The following is a 19,226-nucleotide window of genomic DNA, read 5'->3' on the forward strand; positions in this document are numbered from 1 at the left end:
GTCAGCCTCCGAGGTGGTGGCCGAGCTGCGCGGCGAGCTTGGTCAGCAGACCGGTCGCCGCATCCGCGATCACGGTGCCGGGCGGGAAGATCGCCGCCGCACCCGCCGCGTAGAGCTCGTCGAAGTCGCCCGGCGGGATGACACCACCGACGACGATCATGATGTCCTCGCGACCCACCTCGGCCAGCGCCTGCTTGAGGGCAGGGACCAGCGTCAGGTGACCCGCGGCCAACGACGACACGCCGACGACGTGCACGTCGTTGTCGGCCGCCTGCTGGGCGACCTCTTCGGGGGTCTGGAACAGCGGTCCCACGTCGACGTCGAATCCGAGGTCGGCGAAGGCCGTGGCGATCACCTTCTGGCCTCGGTCGTGACCGTCCTGGCCCATCTTCGCGACGAGGATGCGGGGGCGACGACCCTCCTCCTCGGCGAACTTCTCGACCAGTTCGGTTGCGGCGGTGATGTTGGTGGCCTTGCCGGCCTCGTCGCGGTACACGCCGCTGATCGTACGGATCTCGGCCTGGTGGCGGCCGTAGACCTTCTCCAGGGCGTCCGAGATCTCACCGACGGTGGCCTTCGCGCGGGCCGCGTCGATGGCCAGCGCGAGCAGGTTGTTGTCGAGACCCTGGCTCTGCGCACCGGCGGCGCGGGTGAGCGCGTCGAGGGCGGCGCGGGTGGCCTCCTCGTCCCGGTCGGCGCGCAGTTGCTCGAGCTTGGCCAGCTGCTCGGCCCGCACACGCGAGTTCTCGACCTTGAGGACCTCGATCTCGTGGTCCTCGGTCACCTGGTACTTGTTGACGCCGATGACGGGCTGACGACCGGAGTCGATGCGCGCCTGGGTGCGGGCGGCCGCCTCCTCGATGCGCAGCTTCGGGATGCCCTCCGAAATCGCCTGCGCCATACCGCCGGCGGCCTCGACCTCGGCGATGTGGGCGCGGGCCTTGTCGGCCAGCTCGTGGGTGAGCCACTCGACGTAGTGCGAGCCGCCCCACGGGTCGATGGGCCGCGTGGTGCCCGACTCCTGCTGCAGCAGCAGCTGGGTGTTGCGGGCGATGCGCGCCGAGAAGTCGGTGGGCAGTGCCAGCGCCTCGTCGAGCGCGTTGGTGTGCAGCGACTGGGTGTGGCCCTGGGTCGCGGCCATCGCCTCGACGCACGTGCGGGCGACGTTGTTGAAGACGTCCTGTGCGGTGAGCGACCAGCCGGAGGTCTGCGAGTGGGTGCGCAGCGATTTCGACTTCGGGTTCTTCGCCCCGAACTTCTCGACGAGCTCGCTCCACAGCAGGCGACCTGCGCGCAGCTTCGCGACCTCCATGAAGAAGTTCATGCCGATCGCCCAGAAGAACGACAGGCGCGGCGCGAACTTGTCGACGTCCATGCCGGCGTCGAGTCCGGCGCGGATGTACTCCATGCCGTCCGCGAGGGTGTACGCGAGCTCGAGGTCGGCCGTCGCGCCGGCTTCCTGGATGTGGTAGCCGGAGATCGAGATCGAGTTGAAGCGCGGCATCTTCGCCGAGGTGTACGCGAAAATGTCGGAGATGATCCGCATCGACGGCTTCGGCGGGTAGATGTAGGTGTTGCGGACCATGAACTCCTTCAGAATGTCGTTCTGGATGGTTCCGGCCAGCTGCTCGGGCTTGACGCCCTGCTCCTCCGCCGCCACGACGTACAGCGCCAGGATCGGCAGCACCGCGCCGTTCATGGTCATCGACACCGACACCTGCGACAGATCGATGCCGTCGAACAACTGACGCATGTCGAGGATCGAGTCGATCGCGACACCGGCCATACCGACGTCACCCTGTACACGCGGGTGATCGGAGTCGTAGCCGCGGTGCGTGGCCAGGTCGAAGGCCACCGACAGGCCCTTCTGACCGGCGGCGAGGTTGCGCCGGTAGAAGGCGTTGGACTCGGCGGCGGTGGAGAAGCCGGCGTACTGCCGGATGGTCCACGGCTGGTTCACGTACATCGTCGGGTACGGCCCGCGCACGAACGGGGCCAGACCCGGGTAGCTGCCGAGCGGGTAGCCCTCGGCGACGACGGCGTCGCGGTCGGCCTTGGTGTAGACCGGCTTGACGTCGATGCCCTCGGGCGTCGACCACACGACGTCTTCGGTGCTGTAGTTGTTCGCCTCGGCGACGGACTCGACGAGCGCGGCGGCCTGCTCCGCGGTGGGAGCGGTGGGCGCCGGCGCGGCCGGGTCCGTCAACGGGACGTCGGCGAAGCTGCCGATTTCGTGTTCGATGCTCACTTACGCTCCCAGAGTGTTCAGCAGGTCGGTGAGGGCGGCGACGGCGTCGATGCGCGCGGTGAGGAAGCCGTCCGGACGATCGTCCCCCTGCGCGTCCTTCACGGCCTTCTCGGGTCCGGCCAGCAGCACCGTCGTGATCCCCGCCGCACGCAGCGCAGAGGTGGCCGTACCGGCCTGCTCGCCGTAGCGGGTGTCGGTGCCGCACAGCACGGCGACGGACGTTCCGGTGTCGCCCACCAGGGACGACAGGTCGGCGTCGAGATCGAGCGGTCCGGGATTGACCGCTTCGATGCCACCGGAGGCGAGCAGGTTCGTCGCGAAGGTCGCCCGTACGTTGTGTTCGGCGATCGGCCCGAGCGGGGCGAGCAGCACCCGCGGGCGGGCACCGTGCGAGGCCAGGTAGGTGTCCGAGCGGTCGCGCAGCGCCTCGAACGGTGCGGCGTACCGCGCGGGGGACGCGCCGGCCTCGGCGACACCGACCGGCAGCGGCTTCTCGGCCAGGTTCGGGAACTCGTTGACCCCGGTCACCGAGAACGTGCGGTGCGCGATGTCGGACTCGCGGCGGGCACGCGTCTGCGCGACACGCTCGGCGATCAGTCCTGCCTCGAGAGCGGCGCGGTAGCCACCGGCCGCCTCGATCTCCTGGAAGAAGCCCCATGCCTTCTCTGCGATCTGCGCGGTCAGTTCCTCGACGTACCAGGAACCGGCGGCGGGATCGAGAACGCGCCCGAGGTTGGACTCCTCGAGCAGCAGCAGCTGGGTGTTGCGGGCGATCCGGGCGGAGAACGCCTCGGACACCTCGAGCACACCGGCCGGCAGTGCGGAGTCGAACGGCAGGACCGTGACGGCGTCGGCGCCACCGACACCCGCGCCGAACGCAGCGAGGGTCGTGCGCAGCATGTTCACCCACGGATCGCGCTGGGCCATCATCGCCGCGGAGGTCACGGCGTGCTGCGGAGCGTTGCCGGCCTCGGGGGCACCGGCGACCTGGGCGACGCGCGCCCACACCTGACGACCCGCGCGGAACTTGGCGATGGTCTGGAACTGGTCGTCGGTCGCGGCGAGACGGAACTCGAGCTGACCGAGCGCGGCCGCAACGGGAACCCCGGCGTCGACGAGTGCTCGCACGTAATCGAGGGCGGCGGCGATCGCGGCACCGAGTTCTTCGGCGTCGGACGAACCGGCGTTGTGGAAGGCGGTGCCGTCCACGGTGAGGGCACGCACCGCTTCGGTGCGGTCGGCGGCGGCCCGTGCCAGTTCGACGGCCTCGTCGAGAGATACGTCGGGACGCTCGGAGAACGCGCTGGTGAGCGGCGCTGCACCGAGGAAGACGCGCACGGCGGCGCGGTCCTCGATATCGGTGCGGTTGTCGAGCACGGAGTACACGGCGGTGGTCGCTGCGACCGCGTCGGCACCGGCGTCGAGACGGACCGGCGCGAGGTCGAGGAGCACACCGTTGAGCGCGGTGTCGAGCGCGTCCACGGGGACCGCGCCGGCGCCGAGACCGAGCCACACCGAGCTGACGCCGTTGTTCAGGGCGTCGAGGATGCGCTCGTTGACCGAGGCCGCGTCGGTGCCGGTGAACCGGACGTCGACGAGCCAGCCGGTGTTGACGTCGCGCGTGGACGAGCCGCCGCGGACGAACGGGAACTCACCGGGCAGCGGCGCTTCGTCGCGCTCGTCGCGGACGCCGTACAGCGGCGCGACGGTGACGTCGTCGTAGGTCGTGGTCTCGAGCAGACGCTGCGGCTCGGGTCCGAGTTCGGCCGGGTCGACACGTCGGGACTTGGCCAGCACCCCCGCCACCGCGTCCTGCCACTGCGCATATGCGCGCGCGGCATCCTCGGCTTCTGCAGCTAATGACACGGGCGATTCCTCCTACTGCGGGTTTGCAGGCTTTGTACGGACGGCGTTGTCGGCCGGAGGTGGGCAACCTCGAAATGGGTAGGTTGCCTTCGGTGTGATGCTATCCCCGCACATCGCGCGATCGTTGTGGGGATCACCACAGTTTTTCTAGCGCTCGATAACGACGTCCTCGATCGGAACGTTATCGTGCCGCCTTCGTCACTCTGCTCGCGGGGATGCAAGAGACCGCCCGGCCGGTAGTGTGGACGCTCGTGACGAGGCTTGCCGCAGACCGCAGAGTGCTCGGCATCCTGGGCCTGGTGGCGGCTCTCGTCGTCGTAGCTCTCGTGGTGCCGCATCCGACGATCGCCCAGATCCGGGAGTGGTCGGAATCGGTGCACGGCCCGGCAATTGTCCTGGCGTTCTTCACCGTCCACGCCCTGGTCACGATCGCCCCGATTCCGCGCACGGTGTTCACCCTCAGCGCCGGCGTGCTGTTCGGCAGTGCCGTCGGTATCGGCGTAACGGTCGCCGCCTCCACGGTCAGCGCCGTCCTGGCGTTCCTGCTCGTGCGGGCCGTCGGACGCAAGGCCGTGGAATCGCGCCTCACGCACCCGGCGGCGAAAGCGATCGATCTGCGGCTGGCACGCCGCGGATGGCTCGCGGTCGGCTCCCTGCGGCTGATCGCCGCCGCCCCGTTCTTCGTCGTGAACTGTTGCTGCGCCGTCTCGGCGGTCCGTCTCGTCCCCTACACACTCGCGACGGTCGTGGGCATCCTGCCGGGCACCGTGGCGGTCGTACTCCTCGGCGACGCCCTGACCGGGCAGACCGATCCGCGGCTGATGGTGATCACCGGGGTGTGCATCGCGCTCGGTCTCGCCGGGCTGTTGCTCGAGGCTCGACTCCCCGAGCCCGCCGGTTCGGCGCTCGACGCCGTCGTCGAGCCGGATCAGGATCCGGCGACGAGATAGTCGGCCAGAATCGGGCCGAGGACGGCGAGCGCGGCCGGGGTCATCATCTCCAGATGGTCGCAGTCGATCGTGTGCTCGGTGATCGTGCCGGACACCCACGGCCGCCACAGCGCCGGTGACGCACCGTCGTCCGTGCCGAGCGATCGCGCCGCGGCGACGAACAGCAGGTCGCCGTCGAAACATCGCAGGTCGAGCGTCGGCGCGGCCCGATGGACGTGCGCATAGGCCGTGAGGATCCGCTCCAGGTCGGCGGTGGACAGTCCGGTCTCGTGCCCGAGACTGCGGTTCACCGCGTCGAGCAGCTGCTCGGAGGTCATCTCGTCCGGCGTCGCGTGGGGCAGTTCGATGCCCAGTCCCGCCAGCAGCTCCGCGTGGGTGTGGGCACGCCGCTTGCGTTCGAGCGGGTAGTAATCGAGGACGACCAGGTCGACGGTCTCCCCCGCGGCGCGCAGTTCGACACCCATGTGGTGGGCGATCAGTCCGCCCTGGGACCAGCCGAGCACGGTGTAGGGACCTTGCGGTTGCACGGCCCGCATCTCCTCGACGTAGTGGTGCGCCAGTTCGGCGGGCGTCGCGTCGAGGGGTCCGCCCGAGAGGTACGGCAGTTGCAGCCCGTACACCGGCCGATCCGGCAGGTGGCGCAGCAGTCCCGCGTACACCCAGGACAAGCCGATCGCGGGATGTACGCAGAACACCGGTGGGCGGTGACCGTGCCCTCGCAGGGGGATCAGCACATCGAACATGCCGGTCGTCGGAGCAGTGGTCGCCGTCGGCTCGTCGAGGCGATCCGCGAGGCCGGCCGGTGTGGGGTCGAGGAAGACCAGGGACAGGGGAACTTCCCGGCCCAGCTCGCTGCGCAGCTTCGATGCCACGGCGGTCGCGGCGAGCGAGTTGCCGCCGAGGTCGAAGAAGTTGTCGTCGATCCCGATCCGGTCGCGTTCGAGGACGGAGGCGAACGCGCGGGCCACGGCACCTTCGGTCGGTGTGCGCGGCGCCCGGTAGGAAGCCCCGACCGGCGCGGCCGCCGGTAACGCCGACCTGTCCACCTTCCCGCTCGGGGTGACGGGCAGGCCCGGTAGCACGACGATCACCGACGGGACCATGTACCGCGGCAGTCCGGCGGCCGCGAAATGCAGGATCTCGGGCGCCTCGATCGGAACGGTCCCGGTGGGCACCACATATCCGACCAGCCGGTCGCCGCTACCGTCGTCACGCACTACGACCACGGCCTGGGCAACGGCCGGATGCCGGAGCAGTGCCGCCTCGACCTCCTCGAGCTCGATGCGCAGACCGCGCAGCTGGATCTGGAAGTCACTGCGCCCGACGTAGACGGGCTCGGCGCCCGCCGCAGTGCGGGTCCAGCGCATCAGGTCCCCCGTGCGGTACATCCGGCGCCCCGGTGCGCCGAGGGGGTCGGCGACGAAACGCGTCGCGGTCAGGCCGGGTTGTCCCGCATACCCTCGCGCCAGACCCGGTCCGGCGAGGTACAGCTCCCCCACCGCGCCGCCGGCGACGGGTTGCAGGTACGAGTCCAGCAGGTACTCGTCGAAACCGGGCATCGGCGGTCCCACGGTGGGATTCTCGCCGGGGACGAGCGGATCGAGCAGGTTCGACATCACCGTGGCCTCGCTCGGACCGTAGCCGTTGACCATGTGACGGCTACGGGCCCACGTCTCCACCAGGGACGGCGGGCACGCCTCGCCACCGACGCTCACGAAGGTCAGAGCCGGCAGCGCGTCCCGATCCAGCGTCGCCAGCACCGCGGGTGTGGTGTACAGGTGCGTGATCTCCTCGTCGGCGAGCACACGCTCGAGGTCGTCGCCGGCGGCGATACCGGGTGGCACCACGACGAGCCGCGCCCCGGCCGAGAACGCGACGATCGTCTCCAGCAACGAGGCATCGAACACCGGCAGCATCGCCTGCGCGACACGCGACTCGCGGTCGGCGACCGTCGAGAGCCGATCGACCAGCTCGGCGATACCGCGATGCGTCACGGTCACCGCCTTCGGCGTGCCCGTCGATCCGGACGTGAAGATCACGTACGCCGTGTTGTCGGCGCGCACCGGCGCGCGGCGGTTGATATCCGGCACCGGCGTTGCCGGCGCACCGTCGAGGTCGAGGTCCCGGACGGGCACGACGGATACCCCGTCGGGCACCGCCGGTTCGGGTCCGTCGACGAGCACGCAGAGCGGTGTGACCGTCCGGATCATCGCGGTGACGCGGTCGCGGGGTTGGTCGGGGTCGGCGGGCACGTAGACGGCACCGGCGCGGACGACGGCGAGCATCGCGACGACCCGCAGGAACGATCGCCGGATCGCCACCACGATGGTGGTCTCCGGTACTGCTCCGCGGGAGACGAGCAGATGTGCGAGCCGCTCGACCCGCTCGTCCAGCTCCGCGTAGGTCCACTGCCTGCCCGCATCGACGACGGCGACGGACTCCGGGGACCGTGACATCCAGTCGTCGAGGATCTCCGTCCACATCCGTGAAGGGGCGGTGCCGGGAGCGGACACGACCGGCACCTCGTCCCCGAACAGGCGGAGGCGGCCGAGCGGCACCTCCGGCCGGTCGACGACGGCCTCGAGGACCTGGGCGACCTGCGACACGATCGCGTCGGCCGCGGCCCCGTCGAACAGGTCCGGACGGTAACTCAGTCGCAGCTGCAGCGCGTCGTCGACGTGTGCGATGAGGGTCAGCGGATAGTGGCCGGAATCGTGTCCGGTGACCTCGCGCACCTGCATGCCCGCGATGTCGACCGCGTCGGACAGAGCCGCACGGTCGACCGGATACGACTCGAACACCGTCAGGGTGTCGAACCCGGCGGCAGGTCCGGCGACCTGCTGGATCTCGGTGAGGCCGAGGTGATGCCGGTCGAGCAGCGCGGTCTGCTCGGCACGGATTCGCTCGACGAGCACGGCGAGCGTCTCGTACGGGTCGAGCCGGACCCGCACGGGAACCGTGTTGACGAACAGGCCGATCATCTCCTCGACCCCGTCGACCTCCGCGGGCCGCCCGGAGACGGTCGATCCGAACACGACGTCGCGCTGCGAGGTGAGCTTCGCCAGCACGATCCCCCACGCGACCTGCACCACCGTGCCGACGGTGAGTCCGCGGCCCCGGACGAAGGCCTCCAGGCGCCGGGTGTCCGCAGGATCGAGCGCCCGTGTGGTCTCCTCGGACAGGGCCTGCACGGAGGACTGCTCGGCGTCCGGGGCGACCAGCGTGGGCCGATCCGGACCGGCCAGGTACCGCGACCAGGCGTCGCGGGCGGGCGCCGGGTCCTGCTGCACGAGCCACCGCACGTAGTCCCGGTAGGGACGTACCGGCGGGAGAACCCCGGTGTCCGCCTCGGTGCCGTACAGCACGAGGAGTTCCTTCAGCAGCAACGGCGCCGACCAACCGTCGAGCAGGATGTGGTGGTTGGTGAACACCAGCCGGTGATCGTCCGGTCCCATCCTGATCAGGCTCAGGCGCACCAGCGGTCCGTGCGCCGTGTCGAAACGCTGCGTCCGGTCCTCGGTCTGCAGTCGGACCAGTGCCGCCACACGATCCTCGGGGTCCAGATCGCTCAGATCCCGCTCACACAACGGCAGTTCGACCGACGCCTGCACGACCTGCACGGGCGGGGACTCCCCGTCGAAGACGAAGTTCACCCGCAGGTTCGGATGCCGCGCCGCCAGGGCGGCCACCGCCCGCCGGAGGCGTCGCGGATCGACGACACCGCCCAGGTGCAGGGTCAGTTGCACCGTGTACGCGTCGATCGAATCGTTCCGGAGGGCATGGAACAGGAAGCCGGTCTGCAAGGGGGTGAGAGGCCACACGTCCTCGAGGCCGGGATAACGGCGCTCGAGCTCGTCGAGGCGCTCCTGGCTCAACGGGACCAGCGGCAGATCCGACGGGGTGTGCCCTCCCGCGCCCGGTTCGGCGACGTGACGGGCGAGGCCGCTCAGCATGCGTCGCCACCGTTCGGCCAGATCCGACACCTCCGGGCGGGCGATGACCCCGGTCGCATAGGCGAGATCCGCGCGCAGCACCGGACCGTCAGCGGTGTCGACGACCATGGCGTTGACGGAGATCACCGCCGGTACCGGCTGAGCGGGATCGAGGCCACCGCCCAGGTCGATGTCCGTGACGGCGTCCGGCAGCGTGCTCCGGCCGTGGAAGTTGAAGGCGAGCCGGGGTGCCGGCAGGGGTTCGAGCGCGGCGCGGCCCTCGTCGTCGAGATACCGCAGCATCCCGTATCCGATCCCGTGGTCGGGAACGGCACGCAGGTGTTCCTTGACGGTCTTGATCGCGGTTCCCGCTGCGGTGCCGCCGCGTTCCACGGCCTCCACGTCGATACCGGTCAGGTCCAGTCGCACCGGATAGGCCGCGGTGAACCATCCGACCGTCCGGGACAGATCGGCTCCCGGCACGACCTGCTCCTCCCGGCCGTGCCCTTCCAACGCCACGAGCACCCGAGCGAGGTCGATCCCGCGCTCGGCGCGCTGCGCGACGACGGCTCCGGCCAGGGCTGCGAGGAGACCGTCCACGATGCTCCCGTGGAAGGCCACCGGGAGGACGCTCAGCAGCGCGGTGGTCGCGGGAGCGGGAACCTCGACGGTGACGGTGTCGACGGTGGCCCCGACGTCGACCGCGGGGTCCAGCTCTCTGCTACCGAGCAGCGGATCCGGACCCGACAGGGTCGAGATCCAGAACGGCAGTTCGCCCGCGCGCGTGCCGCGGCGGGTGACCTCGACGAGACCGTGCGCCCAGCGGCGCATCGAGGTGCCCGTCGGTGCGGGATCCGGGTCGAGTCCGTGTTCGAGTCGAGCCGCCGCAGCAGCGAGGTCGCCCAGCAGGATCCGCCAGGAGACACCGTCGATCACGGCATGATGTGCCACGAGCAACAGCCGCGACGCGGGTCCCGCCTCGAATCGCACCGCCTGCAACATCACTCCCCTGCCGGGATCCAACCGTCCGGTCGCGGCAGCGTGCTCGGCGGCGGCGATCGCGGTGAATTCGGGCCCCGTGAGGTCGTCGACCCGGACGTGACGCAGGATCGACGACGCCGAGACGGATCCGATGGGCCGTGTCTCGAGATGCAGCGCGTCAGGCGTTCCGGGCTCCGCGTGGAGCCGCGCCCGCAGCATGTCATGCCGATCCACGACCGCCTGCAGGGCCGCGAGAAGGTCGGCCTCGCGGAGTCGATCCGGCAGCGGAACCGACACCGATTGGCAGAAGCCCGGATACGTTCGGCCGTGCCCGACCAGCCACCGCAGTATCGGGGTGAGCGGAACGTCGCCGACGCCACCACCCGGCAGTTCCTCGAGCGTCATCTCGGCCCGTCCGGCCAGGGTGACCGCCGCGGCGAGCGCTACAACGGTCTTGTGTTCGAACATATCTCGGGGCGAGAGCACCAGTCCCTCAGCTTTGGCCCGCGCGACCAGCTGGATCGACATGATCGAATCGCCGCCGAGAGCGAAGAACGAATCCTGTGTTCCCACCCGGTCGACGCCGAGCACGTCGGCGAACACCCGAGCGAGGGCCCGTTCGGTGTCGGTGGTCGGTGCGATGTAGCTGTCGCTCCGCGTCGCGACCTCCGGGGCCGGCAGCGCGCGGCGGTCGAGTTTGCCGTGCACCGTCACCGGCAGGTCGGCCATGTGGACGAACGCGGCCGGAACCATGTAGTCGGGCAACCGCTCTCGGACGAAGCGACGGACGTCGTCGAGTCGCTCCTCTGCGGCGGGGTCGTTGACATAGCGGGCGAGGCTGCCGATGTCATCGGCCGGACGGTACACATCGGTCAGCGCTGCATCGGCCTTGTCGTCCGGGTCGTCGCGGAAGACGATCACCTCCATCGATCCCGGTTCCTGCGACCACGTCACGGCGACCCGGTAGCCGAGTTCGGCGCCGAGCAGATCGAAGTCCGCAGGACCGATGCCGTCCGATCGTGGCCGGAGGTCCGGTTTTGGTACGAGCGTGTGGCCGGGCATCGCATCGAGGGAGGTCGTCGCGGCGATCACGGACTGCAGGGCGGTGTGCGGTACGCCGGTCACGCGCAGGGCGTCGGGACGGTCGGTCCGTAGCCGGTCGGCGAACGCGGCGAGTGTTCCGAATCCCGCCCAGGTCCGGCACGGAACATCGGCGAGCGACCTGGGTCCGGTACCGGTGTGCAGCACCACGCTGTAGCGGTACAGGCCGAGTTCGTTGGCCGTCCGCATCCGGCCGAGTTCGATGTCGACCCCGGTGACACCGGGCAGACGACGGAGCAGACCGGTGAAGAACTCGGGGGCGAGCAGCAGTTCCCGTTCGGAGAGCGCGGCACGGCGGACGCGTTCGCGGATCGTGTCCGCGGTCTCGGTGCCGTCGGCACGGGCGAGTTCCACAGCGGCGGCGAAATGCGGCAGCAGCGCCAGGTTCCGGACATCGCCGAGATGGATCGATCCGCCGGGTGCGAGCAGCGGCAGGATCTTCCGGAGCACCTCGAGCAGATACGCCGCATCCGGGAAGTACTGGATCACAGAATTGAGCACGACGGTGTCGAAGTACCGCTGGGGCAACCCCTCGGTCGCGTGCGCCGGTTGCGTCCTCAACGTCACCCGATCGGCCCACGGCTGCGATCGCACGGCGGAGTGCAGCGTCTCGAGCGTCGGGGCCGAGAAGTCCGTGCCCCAGTACTCGGCACAGTCGGGGGCCAGTTCTCGGAGCAGGAGACCGGAGCCCACGCCGATCTCGAGCAGACGCCGGGGCCGGAGCCGCCGGACGGCCCGCACTGCGGCGTCGCGCCAGTCCCGCATCTGCTCGACCGGGATGGGCTGCCCGGTGTCGGTGGCGTTCCAACCCGCGAAGGCGCCGGTGTCGCCGCTGTCCTCGGGCGGCGGCGCGGAGTACACGTCGTCGTACAGTGCCCTCCACCGCTCGACGGTGCCGGTCGCGTGGGTCGGGTCGGCGAGCAGTGTCTGTTCCCGGTCGAGCACCACATACGCGACCAGTCGTCCGGTCTCGTGGTGGCCCGGAGTCTCCCGCACGACCACGGCGGCGCGGGCCACCGCCGGATGCGCACCCAGGACCGCTTCGATCTCACCGGGTTCGACCCGGAAGCCGCGGACCTTGACCTGATCGTCGCAGCGGCCCACAAATTCCAGGTGCCCACCCGGGCCCTCGGCATCGCTCGTCGAGCGGATCCACCGCACGACGTCGCCGGTGCGGTACATCCGCTCCCCGGGCCCGCCGAACGGAGATGCCACGAATCGTGCCGCGGTCGTGGCCGGACGACCGGGATATCCGCGGGAGACCCCGTCCCCGGCGATGTACAACTCGCCGGGGACACCGGGAGGCACCGGCAGCAGTCCGGCGTCGAGGACGAGGACCGCCACTCCCGGGATCGGCGTGCCGATCGGGACCGACGCGCGGTCTCCTCGGGCGAACGCGTCCTCGACGAGGTACATCGTCGCGCACACCGTCGTTTCCGTCGGTCCGTACGCGTTGACGAGCAACGTCGAGGGATGCGATTCGTGAAAGCGGCGTGCGACCTCCGGGGACAGCACGTCACCGGCCGTGACCACCTGGTCCACACCGTCCCACACCCGCTCCGGAACGACGGCGGGGTCGGCGAGGGCGTGGAACAGCGGTGTCGGGACGAACATCGTCGTCACACCGTGTTCGGAGATCATCCGCGCGACCGTCGACGGATCGAGCAGACCGGGTGGCGCGAGCACCAGTTCGGTACCGCCGATCAGGGCGGGCCAGATCTCGTACACCGACGCGTCGAAACCCGGTGAGGACACCAGCGACATCCGGTGTCGCGGTCGCGAACCGGTCCATCCGTGCTCGACGAGGTGCACGAGATTCCGATGCGTGACGGCCACGCCCTTCGGGACACCCGTGGAACCGGACGTGTAGATCGTGTACGCGGTGTTCGACGGGTGCAGCAGCGCGATCCTGTCGAAGTCGGTGAGCGGTCGCGCATCGTCGGGCAGGGCGTGGGACGTCGGGCGGCCCGCCTCGTCGACGACCACGACGACGGCGGGGGTCGCATGTGAGGTGAACCGACTGTCGGTGACCAGCACGCGGGGCGCGGCGTCGGCGAGGACGAAGGCGGTGCGTTCGCTCGGATAGGCGGGGTCCAACGGCAGATAGGCGCCACCCGCCGCCGACACCGCGAGAAGAGCGACGACCAGTGCCGGGGACCGATCCAGGGCGACGACCACCACGGACTCGGGCCCCACACCCAACTCGACAAGCAGACGAGCCAGCCGGTTGGCCCGGGCATCGAGGTCGCGGTAGGTCCATCGGCCGGCGACGCTGGTCAGCGCCGGTGCGTCCGGTGTCGCCGCGACCCGTTCGGCGAGCACGGCCGGAACCGTCCGGTCATCGGTGGTGGCAGCCGGGCCGTTCCACGCGTCGAGGAGCAGGTCGCGCTCCGATCGATCGAGCAGGTCGACAGCGTCGACCCGTCGGTGCGGCGATCCCACGAGGGAGTCGAGGACACGGAGATACCGGTCCGCGAATCGTTCGACGGTGTCGCGCTCGAACAGATCGCTCGCGTATTCGATGCTGCCGAGCAGCCCGCCGTCCTCGGCGGACGCGCGTTCCGACACGCTGATGTACAGGTCGAACCGCGCGATGTCGGTCGCGACGGGCAGCATCTCGACGTGGATGTCCGGATGGTCCAGGCTCGGCAGCGGGTTGTTCTGCAATGCGAATGCGACCTGGAACAGCGGGTGATGGGCGGTCGAGCGCGCCGGGGCGAGCAGTTCCACCAACCGTTCGAAGGGCGCGTCCTGGTTCTCGTAGGCGGCCAGCGCCTTGGCCCGCACGCGGTCGAGGACATCGGCGAGCGTCCATCGTCCGGTGATGCCGTCCACGCGCAGCACCCAGGTGTTGACGAAGAATCCGACGAGATCGGCGAGAGCCTCATCGGTCCGCCCGGCCACCGGACCACCGATCGTGATGTCGTCTCCCGCACCGAGCTTGTGCAGGAGCACCACGAGTGCCGACTGGAAGACCATCGACGCGGTGGCCCCGTGCTCGGCAGCCAGGTCGTCCGCCGCGAGGCGCAGCTCCGCGGGGATCGTGAACTCCACCCGGCCACCGCGGAAGGACTGCACCGCGGGGCGGGGACGGTCGAGCGGAAGAGAAAGGCATTCCGGGACCTCGGCGAGTTCTTCTCGCCAGTAGGAGAACTGCCCGTGCAGGATGCTTCCCGTCTCGTCCTCGTCCCCCAGCACGTCCCGTTGCCACAGGGTGTAGTCGGCGTACTGCACCGGCAATGGATCCCACCGTGGTTCGGTCCCCGCCGACCGGGCCGCGTATGCCAGCATCATGTCGCGCACCAGCGGCACCATCGACGCGCCGTCGCCGGCGATGTGGTGCAGCACGAGCACCAGCACGTGGTCGTCGGAACCGGTCCGCAGCAGTGTGGCCCGCACCGGAATGTCGGTGGACAGGTCGAAGGGCCGCCGCGCCTCGGCGCGCACGGTCGCGTGCTCCTCGTCGGCGGTCACTGCCTGCACAGGCAGCGACAATGAGGTCCGCTCGACCGGCAGGATGCGCTGGAAGGCGACTCCGTCGGATTCCTCGAAGACCGTGCGCAGGGACTCGTGGCGTGCCACGACATCGGCGAACGCCGCCCTCATCGCGTCGATGTCCACCCGTCCGGTCAGGCGTGCCGCCATGGGGATGTTGTAGGTCGGTGACGGACCTTCGTAACGGTGGATGAACCACAACCGGGACTGCGCGTAGGACAACGGGATCCGGTCCGGCCGGCGTCGGGGTGTCAACGGCGTCCGGGCGACACCGCACTCCGCGAGGCGCGGTGCCAGCTCGGCGATCGTCGGTGCTTCGAAGAGCATCCTGATGGGTGCTTCGACGTGCAGTGCGGACCGGATCCCCGCCACGACGCCGGTCGCCGACAGGGAATCGCCTCCGAGTTCGAAGAAGTTGTCGTCGACGCCGAGCCGATCCGGGGACAGATGCAGAACGTCCGCGAAGACCCCCGTGAGAGTCCGTTCCAGCCCCGTGCGCGGAGGACGATGGAGTACGCCCCGGCGGTCCGGGGCCGGCAGCGCGGCACGGTCCAGCTTGCCGTTGGCCGTGATCGGCATAGTTGCCAGCGGCACCACCGCAGCCGGGACCATGAAATCCGGGAGTTCCGCCGCGAGCGCATCACGAATCGTCGAGGCATCCGGGACCGAACCGGTGCGCGGCACCACGTACGCCACGACCCGGTCGGATCCGGTCTCGCGCCGGACCACCGCCGCGGCCTGCTCGACGTCGGGGTGGCGGAGCAGTGCTGCTTCCACTTCGCCGAGTTCGATGCGCCGCCCCCGCACCTTGACCTGCAGGTCGGCGCGCCCCGCGTAGATCAGCCGCAGACCCGAGGTGGCCGCTGCGCTGTCGTTCTCTGCGCTGTCGTCGCTCGTCGACCACCGCACGAGATCGCCGGTGCGGTACATTCTCGACCCCGACGGCCCGAACGGGTCGGCGACGAACCGCGTCGCCGTCGTCCCCGGTCGCCGGTGGTATCCCCGCGCCAGGGCAGGTCCTGCCGGATACAGCTCGCCGATCACCCCGGGCGGCACCGGATTCAGGCGTGCGTCGAGCACGACCGCCCGGAATCCGGGCCCGAGCGTGCCTGCGGTGACCGGCCTGCCGGGCGCGAGGTCCTCCGACGCCATCTGCACGGTGATCTCGCTCGGTCCGTACCCGTTGACCATGCGACGGCCCGCAGCCCATCGCTCCACGAGCCAGCCCGGGCAGTCCTCACCGCCGACGCTCACGAACGACAGGTTGTCGGGGACCGCCGGATCGATCGTCGCGAGGACCGCGGGAGTGGTGCAGAAGTGGGTGATCCGCTCGGCGCGCAACGCCTGTGCGAGGTCGTCCCCGGCGGACGCCTCGGGCGGACCGATCACGAGGTGCGCAGCGGAACCGAACGCGACGAGTACCTCCAGTACCGCCAGATCGAAGCTCGGGGATGTTCCGTGCCAGACCCGCGCGTCGTGGTCGGCGAGCGTGCGGGTGTGCGCGACGAGGTTCGACAGGCCCCGATGGGTGACGACCACGCCTTTCGGCTGTCCCGTCGATCCGGAGGTGTAGATGAGGTAGGCGGGTTGATCCGAACGCGCGGGCGCGCACCGGTCCGCGTCGGTCACCCGAGACGCGGCGTATCGCGTCGTCTCCGCGACCACGTCCGGATCGTCGACCGCCGTCCACGGCACGGTGCCCGGAAGCAGCGGCCGTTCGCTGGTTGTGGTGAGTCCGAGCACGGCGTCGCAGTCGCGCAGCATGTACTCGATCCGGGCGGGCGGATAGGCGGGGTCCACCGGGACGAAGGCCGCGCCCGTCTTCGCCACGGCCCAGATCGAGACGATCGAGTCGACGGACCGGGCCATGCCGATCGCGACGAAACGTTCCGGTCCTGCGCCGCGCTCGGCGAGCATGCGGGCCAGCCGATTCGATCGTTCGTCGAGTTCCCGGTAGTCGATCCGGGTCTCGCCGCACGACACTGCGGTGGCCGCGGGGGTGCGGAGTGCAGCGTCGGTGAGGATTTCCGGCAGCAGACGTTCGGTCACCGGCGGCGGACCCGTCACGGGAGCGAGTGCGGTCCGTTCGGCTCCGTCGAGCAGATCGATGTCGCCGACCCGTATCTCCGGATCCTCTTCGACCGTCAGGAGGATACGTTCCAGTCGGCGGGCGATGCGCTCGACGGTCGGCGCGGTGTAGACGTCCGTGGCGTATCGGATGCGGAGCACGTCCGTGGACGTCGACTCGCGCCCGGCACCGTCGCCGGATCGCGGACGCTCCAGATCGATACGCAGGCCGACGTCGCCGAGGACGGCGTTCTCCACCTCCCTGTCCGCATCGCCCCGTCCTTCGACGGTGACGCGGAAGAGTGGGGCGCGCGATCCGTTCCGTGTCGGCGCCAGCGCGTCGAGCAGTGTCGCGGCAGGTATGTCGGCGTGTGCGAGAGCGTCCCGAGTCCCCCGGGAGATGTCCTCGAGGAGATCTCGGAACGGCTCGTCGAGGCGCACCCGGGTGCGTAGGGGCAGGACCGTGCGAGCAGGAGCGGTACCGGCCGGGGCAGGGACACCGAGGACGACGTCGTCGGTACCACTCGACCTGGCGACGAGGATCGCGGTGGCAGCCTGCAGGATCGGGACACGATCGTCGGCACATTCGGCGCTCGCTCGACCCGGTCCGATGCCGAGGGGATGGACGAACTGCGCCCACGCCGAAGCAGATCCCGCGTTGCCCGCCCGTCCACCGGCAGGTGCCTGCGTGGACGGTGACAGGGCGGGCGGGGTAGGTGCACCGGCCAGAAGGTGCCGCCAGTGATCGAGCACGGTGTTCCGCCGGTAACGAGGTGCGGCCGCTCCGGCGCTCGGCGGGTGGATCGAACCGACCGGCGTTCGAGGGTCGGCTGCGACGAACTGCTCGAGGATCTCGGTGAAACAGATGCACTGCGCCTGTATCTCGTTCTCCTCGTATCGGTTCGGATTCGCCCGGAATTCGATCACGGTGCCGACCGGCACACTGCGGCGGTGGACGGTGATCAGCCGGTCCCCGACGGGCCCGCGCGACAGGACATGTGGTGTTCCCACGATGTCGCCCAGTACGGGTTGCTGATCGAACAGCATGACGTTGACCAGGGGGACCGAGAAGCGGGACACCGGTTCGGATGTCGCCCGGCGGATGTCGTCGAGTCCGCACGCCTGGTGTCGGAGGGCTCCGACGAGCTCGACCTGCATCCGCCGGACGAGATCCTCGACGGGTTCGCTCGGATCCACCCGGATCCGCAGGGGAACCACGTTGACGAGCATTCCGGCGGAGCGTCGCAGCTCGGCCGTCGTCCGCGCCGACACCGGGATGTTCACGAGCACGTCGTACCGTCCCGACCGCCGCGAGAAGAAACAGGCGGCGGCCGCGAGTACCACTGCGGCCGAGGAGGCGTCCCGCGTCGGCGGGGACCCCGACAGGTAGACGTCCGCAGTGTCCGACAGATCCGTCTCCGCCGTGATGGTCCGGACCGCCGGGGGCACCTCGGTGGTGTCGACATGGGGCAGGTCGCGGATCCGCTCGCTCCAGTACTCACGGTCCGCGACGAATCGGTTCGACGCGCGATACTGCCGGTCCTTCTCGTACAACGTCCGCAGATCCGCCGGCGGCTTGTCCGGCGGGGCCCCGTCCTGGCCGGAACTCCGGGAGGCGAGTGCCCTGGAATAGAGTTCGGCTCCCCTGCGAACGATGATCATCGCTCCGAACCCGTCGAGCGCGATGTGATGGGCTTTGACGTACACGAGGTAACTGGCATCACCTGTGCGCAGAACCACTATGCGGCACAACCGGTCTGCCATCAGGTCGACGGGTGCTTCCACATCCCGCCGGAGCCACTCCTCGGCCACCCCCCGCGGATCGGATTCGTCACGGAGGTCGACGACCTCGGTGGGTACATCGAGGTCCCGGTCGACGACCTGGTACGGACGGCCGTCCACGTCGACGAGGCGCAGGAGGACGGTCTCGAACTCCCGACCGGCGGTCGTCGACGCCCACTTCAGCAACTCGAGATCGAGTTCTCCACGGAACTCCACGTATTGGGCAATGACGAAAGGGACTTCGGGTACGAGTTGCTGGGCGAGCCAGATACCGTACTGGGCCGGAGTCAGCGGAAACGCACCCGCGCGCGCGTCGTCGGAGTTCTGCGCGGTGCCTACGACGGGAGTGGCCACAGCGCCCCCTTCACGAGGATGTGTGCAGCGGCAGCGGCGAACGGGAGCGCCTCGTCGAGCCGGATGCCCTCGAGCATCGTGCACAGCTCGCGAGCGGGAACGACCGAGTCTGCACGCCGCTTCGAGAATGTATGCGTCAGCGTAGGACGGGGACGGGGTTGCTGCAATGCCGTGCAGTAGAACGAGATCGAGATGCGACCAGGACATCTCGCAGAGGACGACGCTCGCACATCCCGACATTCGGCATTTTGACACCATAAACCTTGGGTTTGTTTGATGGGATAGATAGAAACCTTCCGTCCGCGCTATGCTCGTTTTACAAACTTAGAATGCAAAACTCTCGGTAAACTCCGGACGAAGGGGAATTCACGCCCGGCCCGACGGTCGCACGAGTACTGAATCCACGAGAGCGGACGATGCACGAGGCCGGACCGGTGCAGTCGATTATGT

4 protein-coding genes are annotated in these 19,226 nt (G+C 69.6%); 1 reads left to right on the forward strand and 3 read right to left on the reverse strand.

Going from position 1 to position 19,226, the window contains the following annotated elements:
• Position 1: 1 nt before the first annotated feature.
• Complete coding sequence (gene scpA / locus NVV99_RS01760) at positions 2–2,248, reverse strand: methylmalonyl-CoA mutase (RefSeq protein WP_006551538.1); 2,247 nt, start codon at positions 2,246–2,248, stop codon at positions 2–4.
• Positions 2,249–4,114: a methylmalonyl-CoA mutase family protein gene (locus tag NVV99_RS01765; protein ID WP_024100843.1), complete on the reverse strand. Its 1,866-nt coding sequence runs from the start codon at positions 4,112–4,114 to the stop codon at positions 2,249–2,251.
• Between the two features lie 278 nt (positions 4,115–4,392).
• On the opposite strand from NVV99_RS01765, the gene NVV99_RS01770 reads away from it, so the two are divergent.
• The gene (locus NVV99_RS01770; RefSeq protein WP_024100842.1) at positions 4,393–5,064 is read left to right on the forward strand and encodes a TVP38/TMEM64 family protein; all 672 of its coding nucleotides are present in this window, start codon (positions 4,393–4,395) and stop codon (positions 5,062–5,064) included.
• Here the strand turns inward: NVV99_RS01770 and NVV99_RS01775 are convergent.
• Positions 5,043–18,776, reverse strand: coding sequence for a non-ribosomal peptide synthetase (locus tag NVV99_RS01775; protein ID WP_024100841.1), 13,734 nt, complete (start codon positions 18,774–18,776; stop codon positions 5,043–5,045). The genes NVV99_RS01770 and NVV99_RS01775 overlap by 22 nt on opposite strands.
• Positions 18,777–19,226: the final 450 nt, after the last annotated feature.

The sequence above is a fragment of the Rhodococcus sp. PAE-6 genome, from assembly GCF_025290685.1.
Lineage (GTDB): Bacteria > Actinomycetota > Actinomycetes > Mycobacteriales > Mycobacteriaceae > Rhodococcus > Rhodococcus pyridinivorans.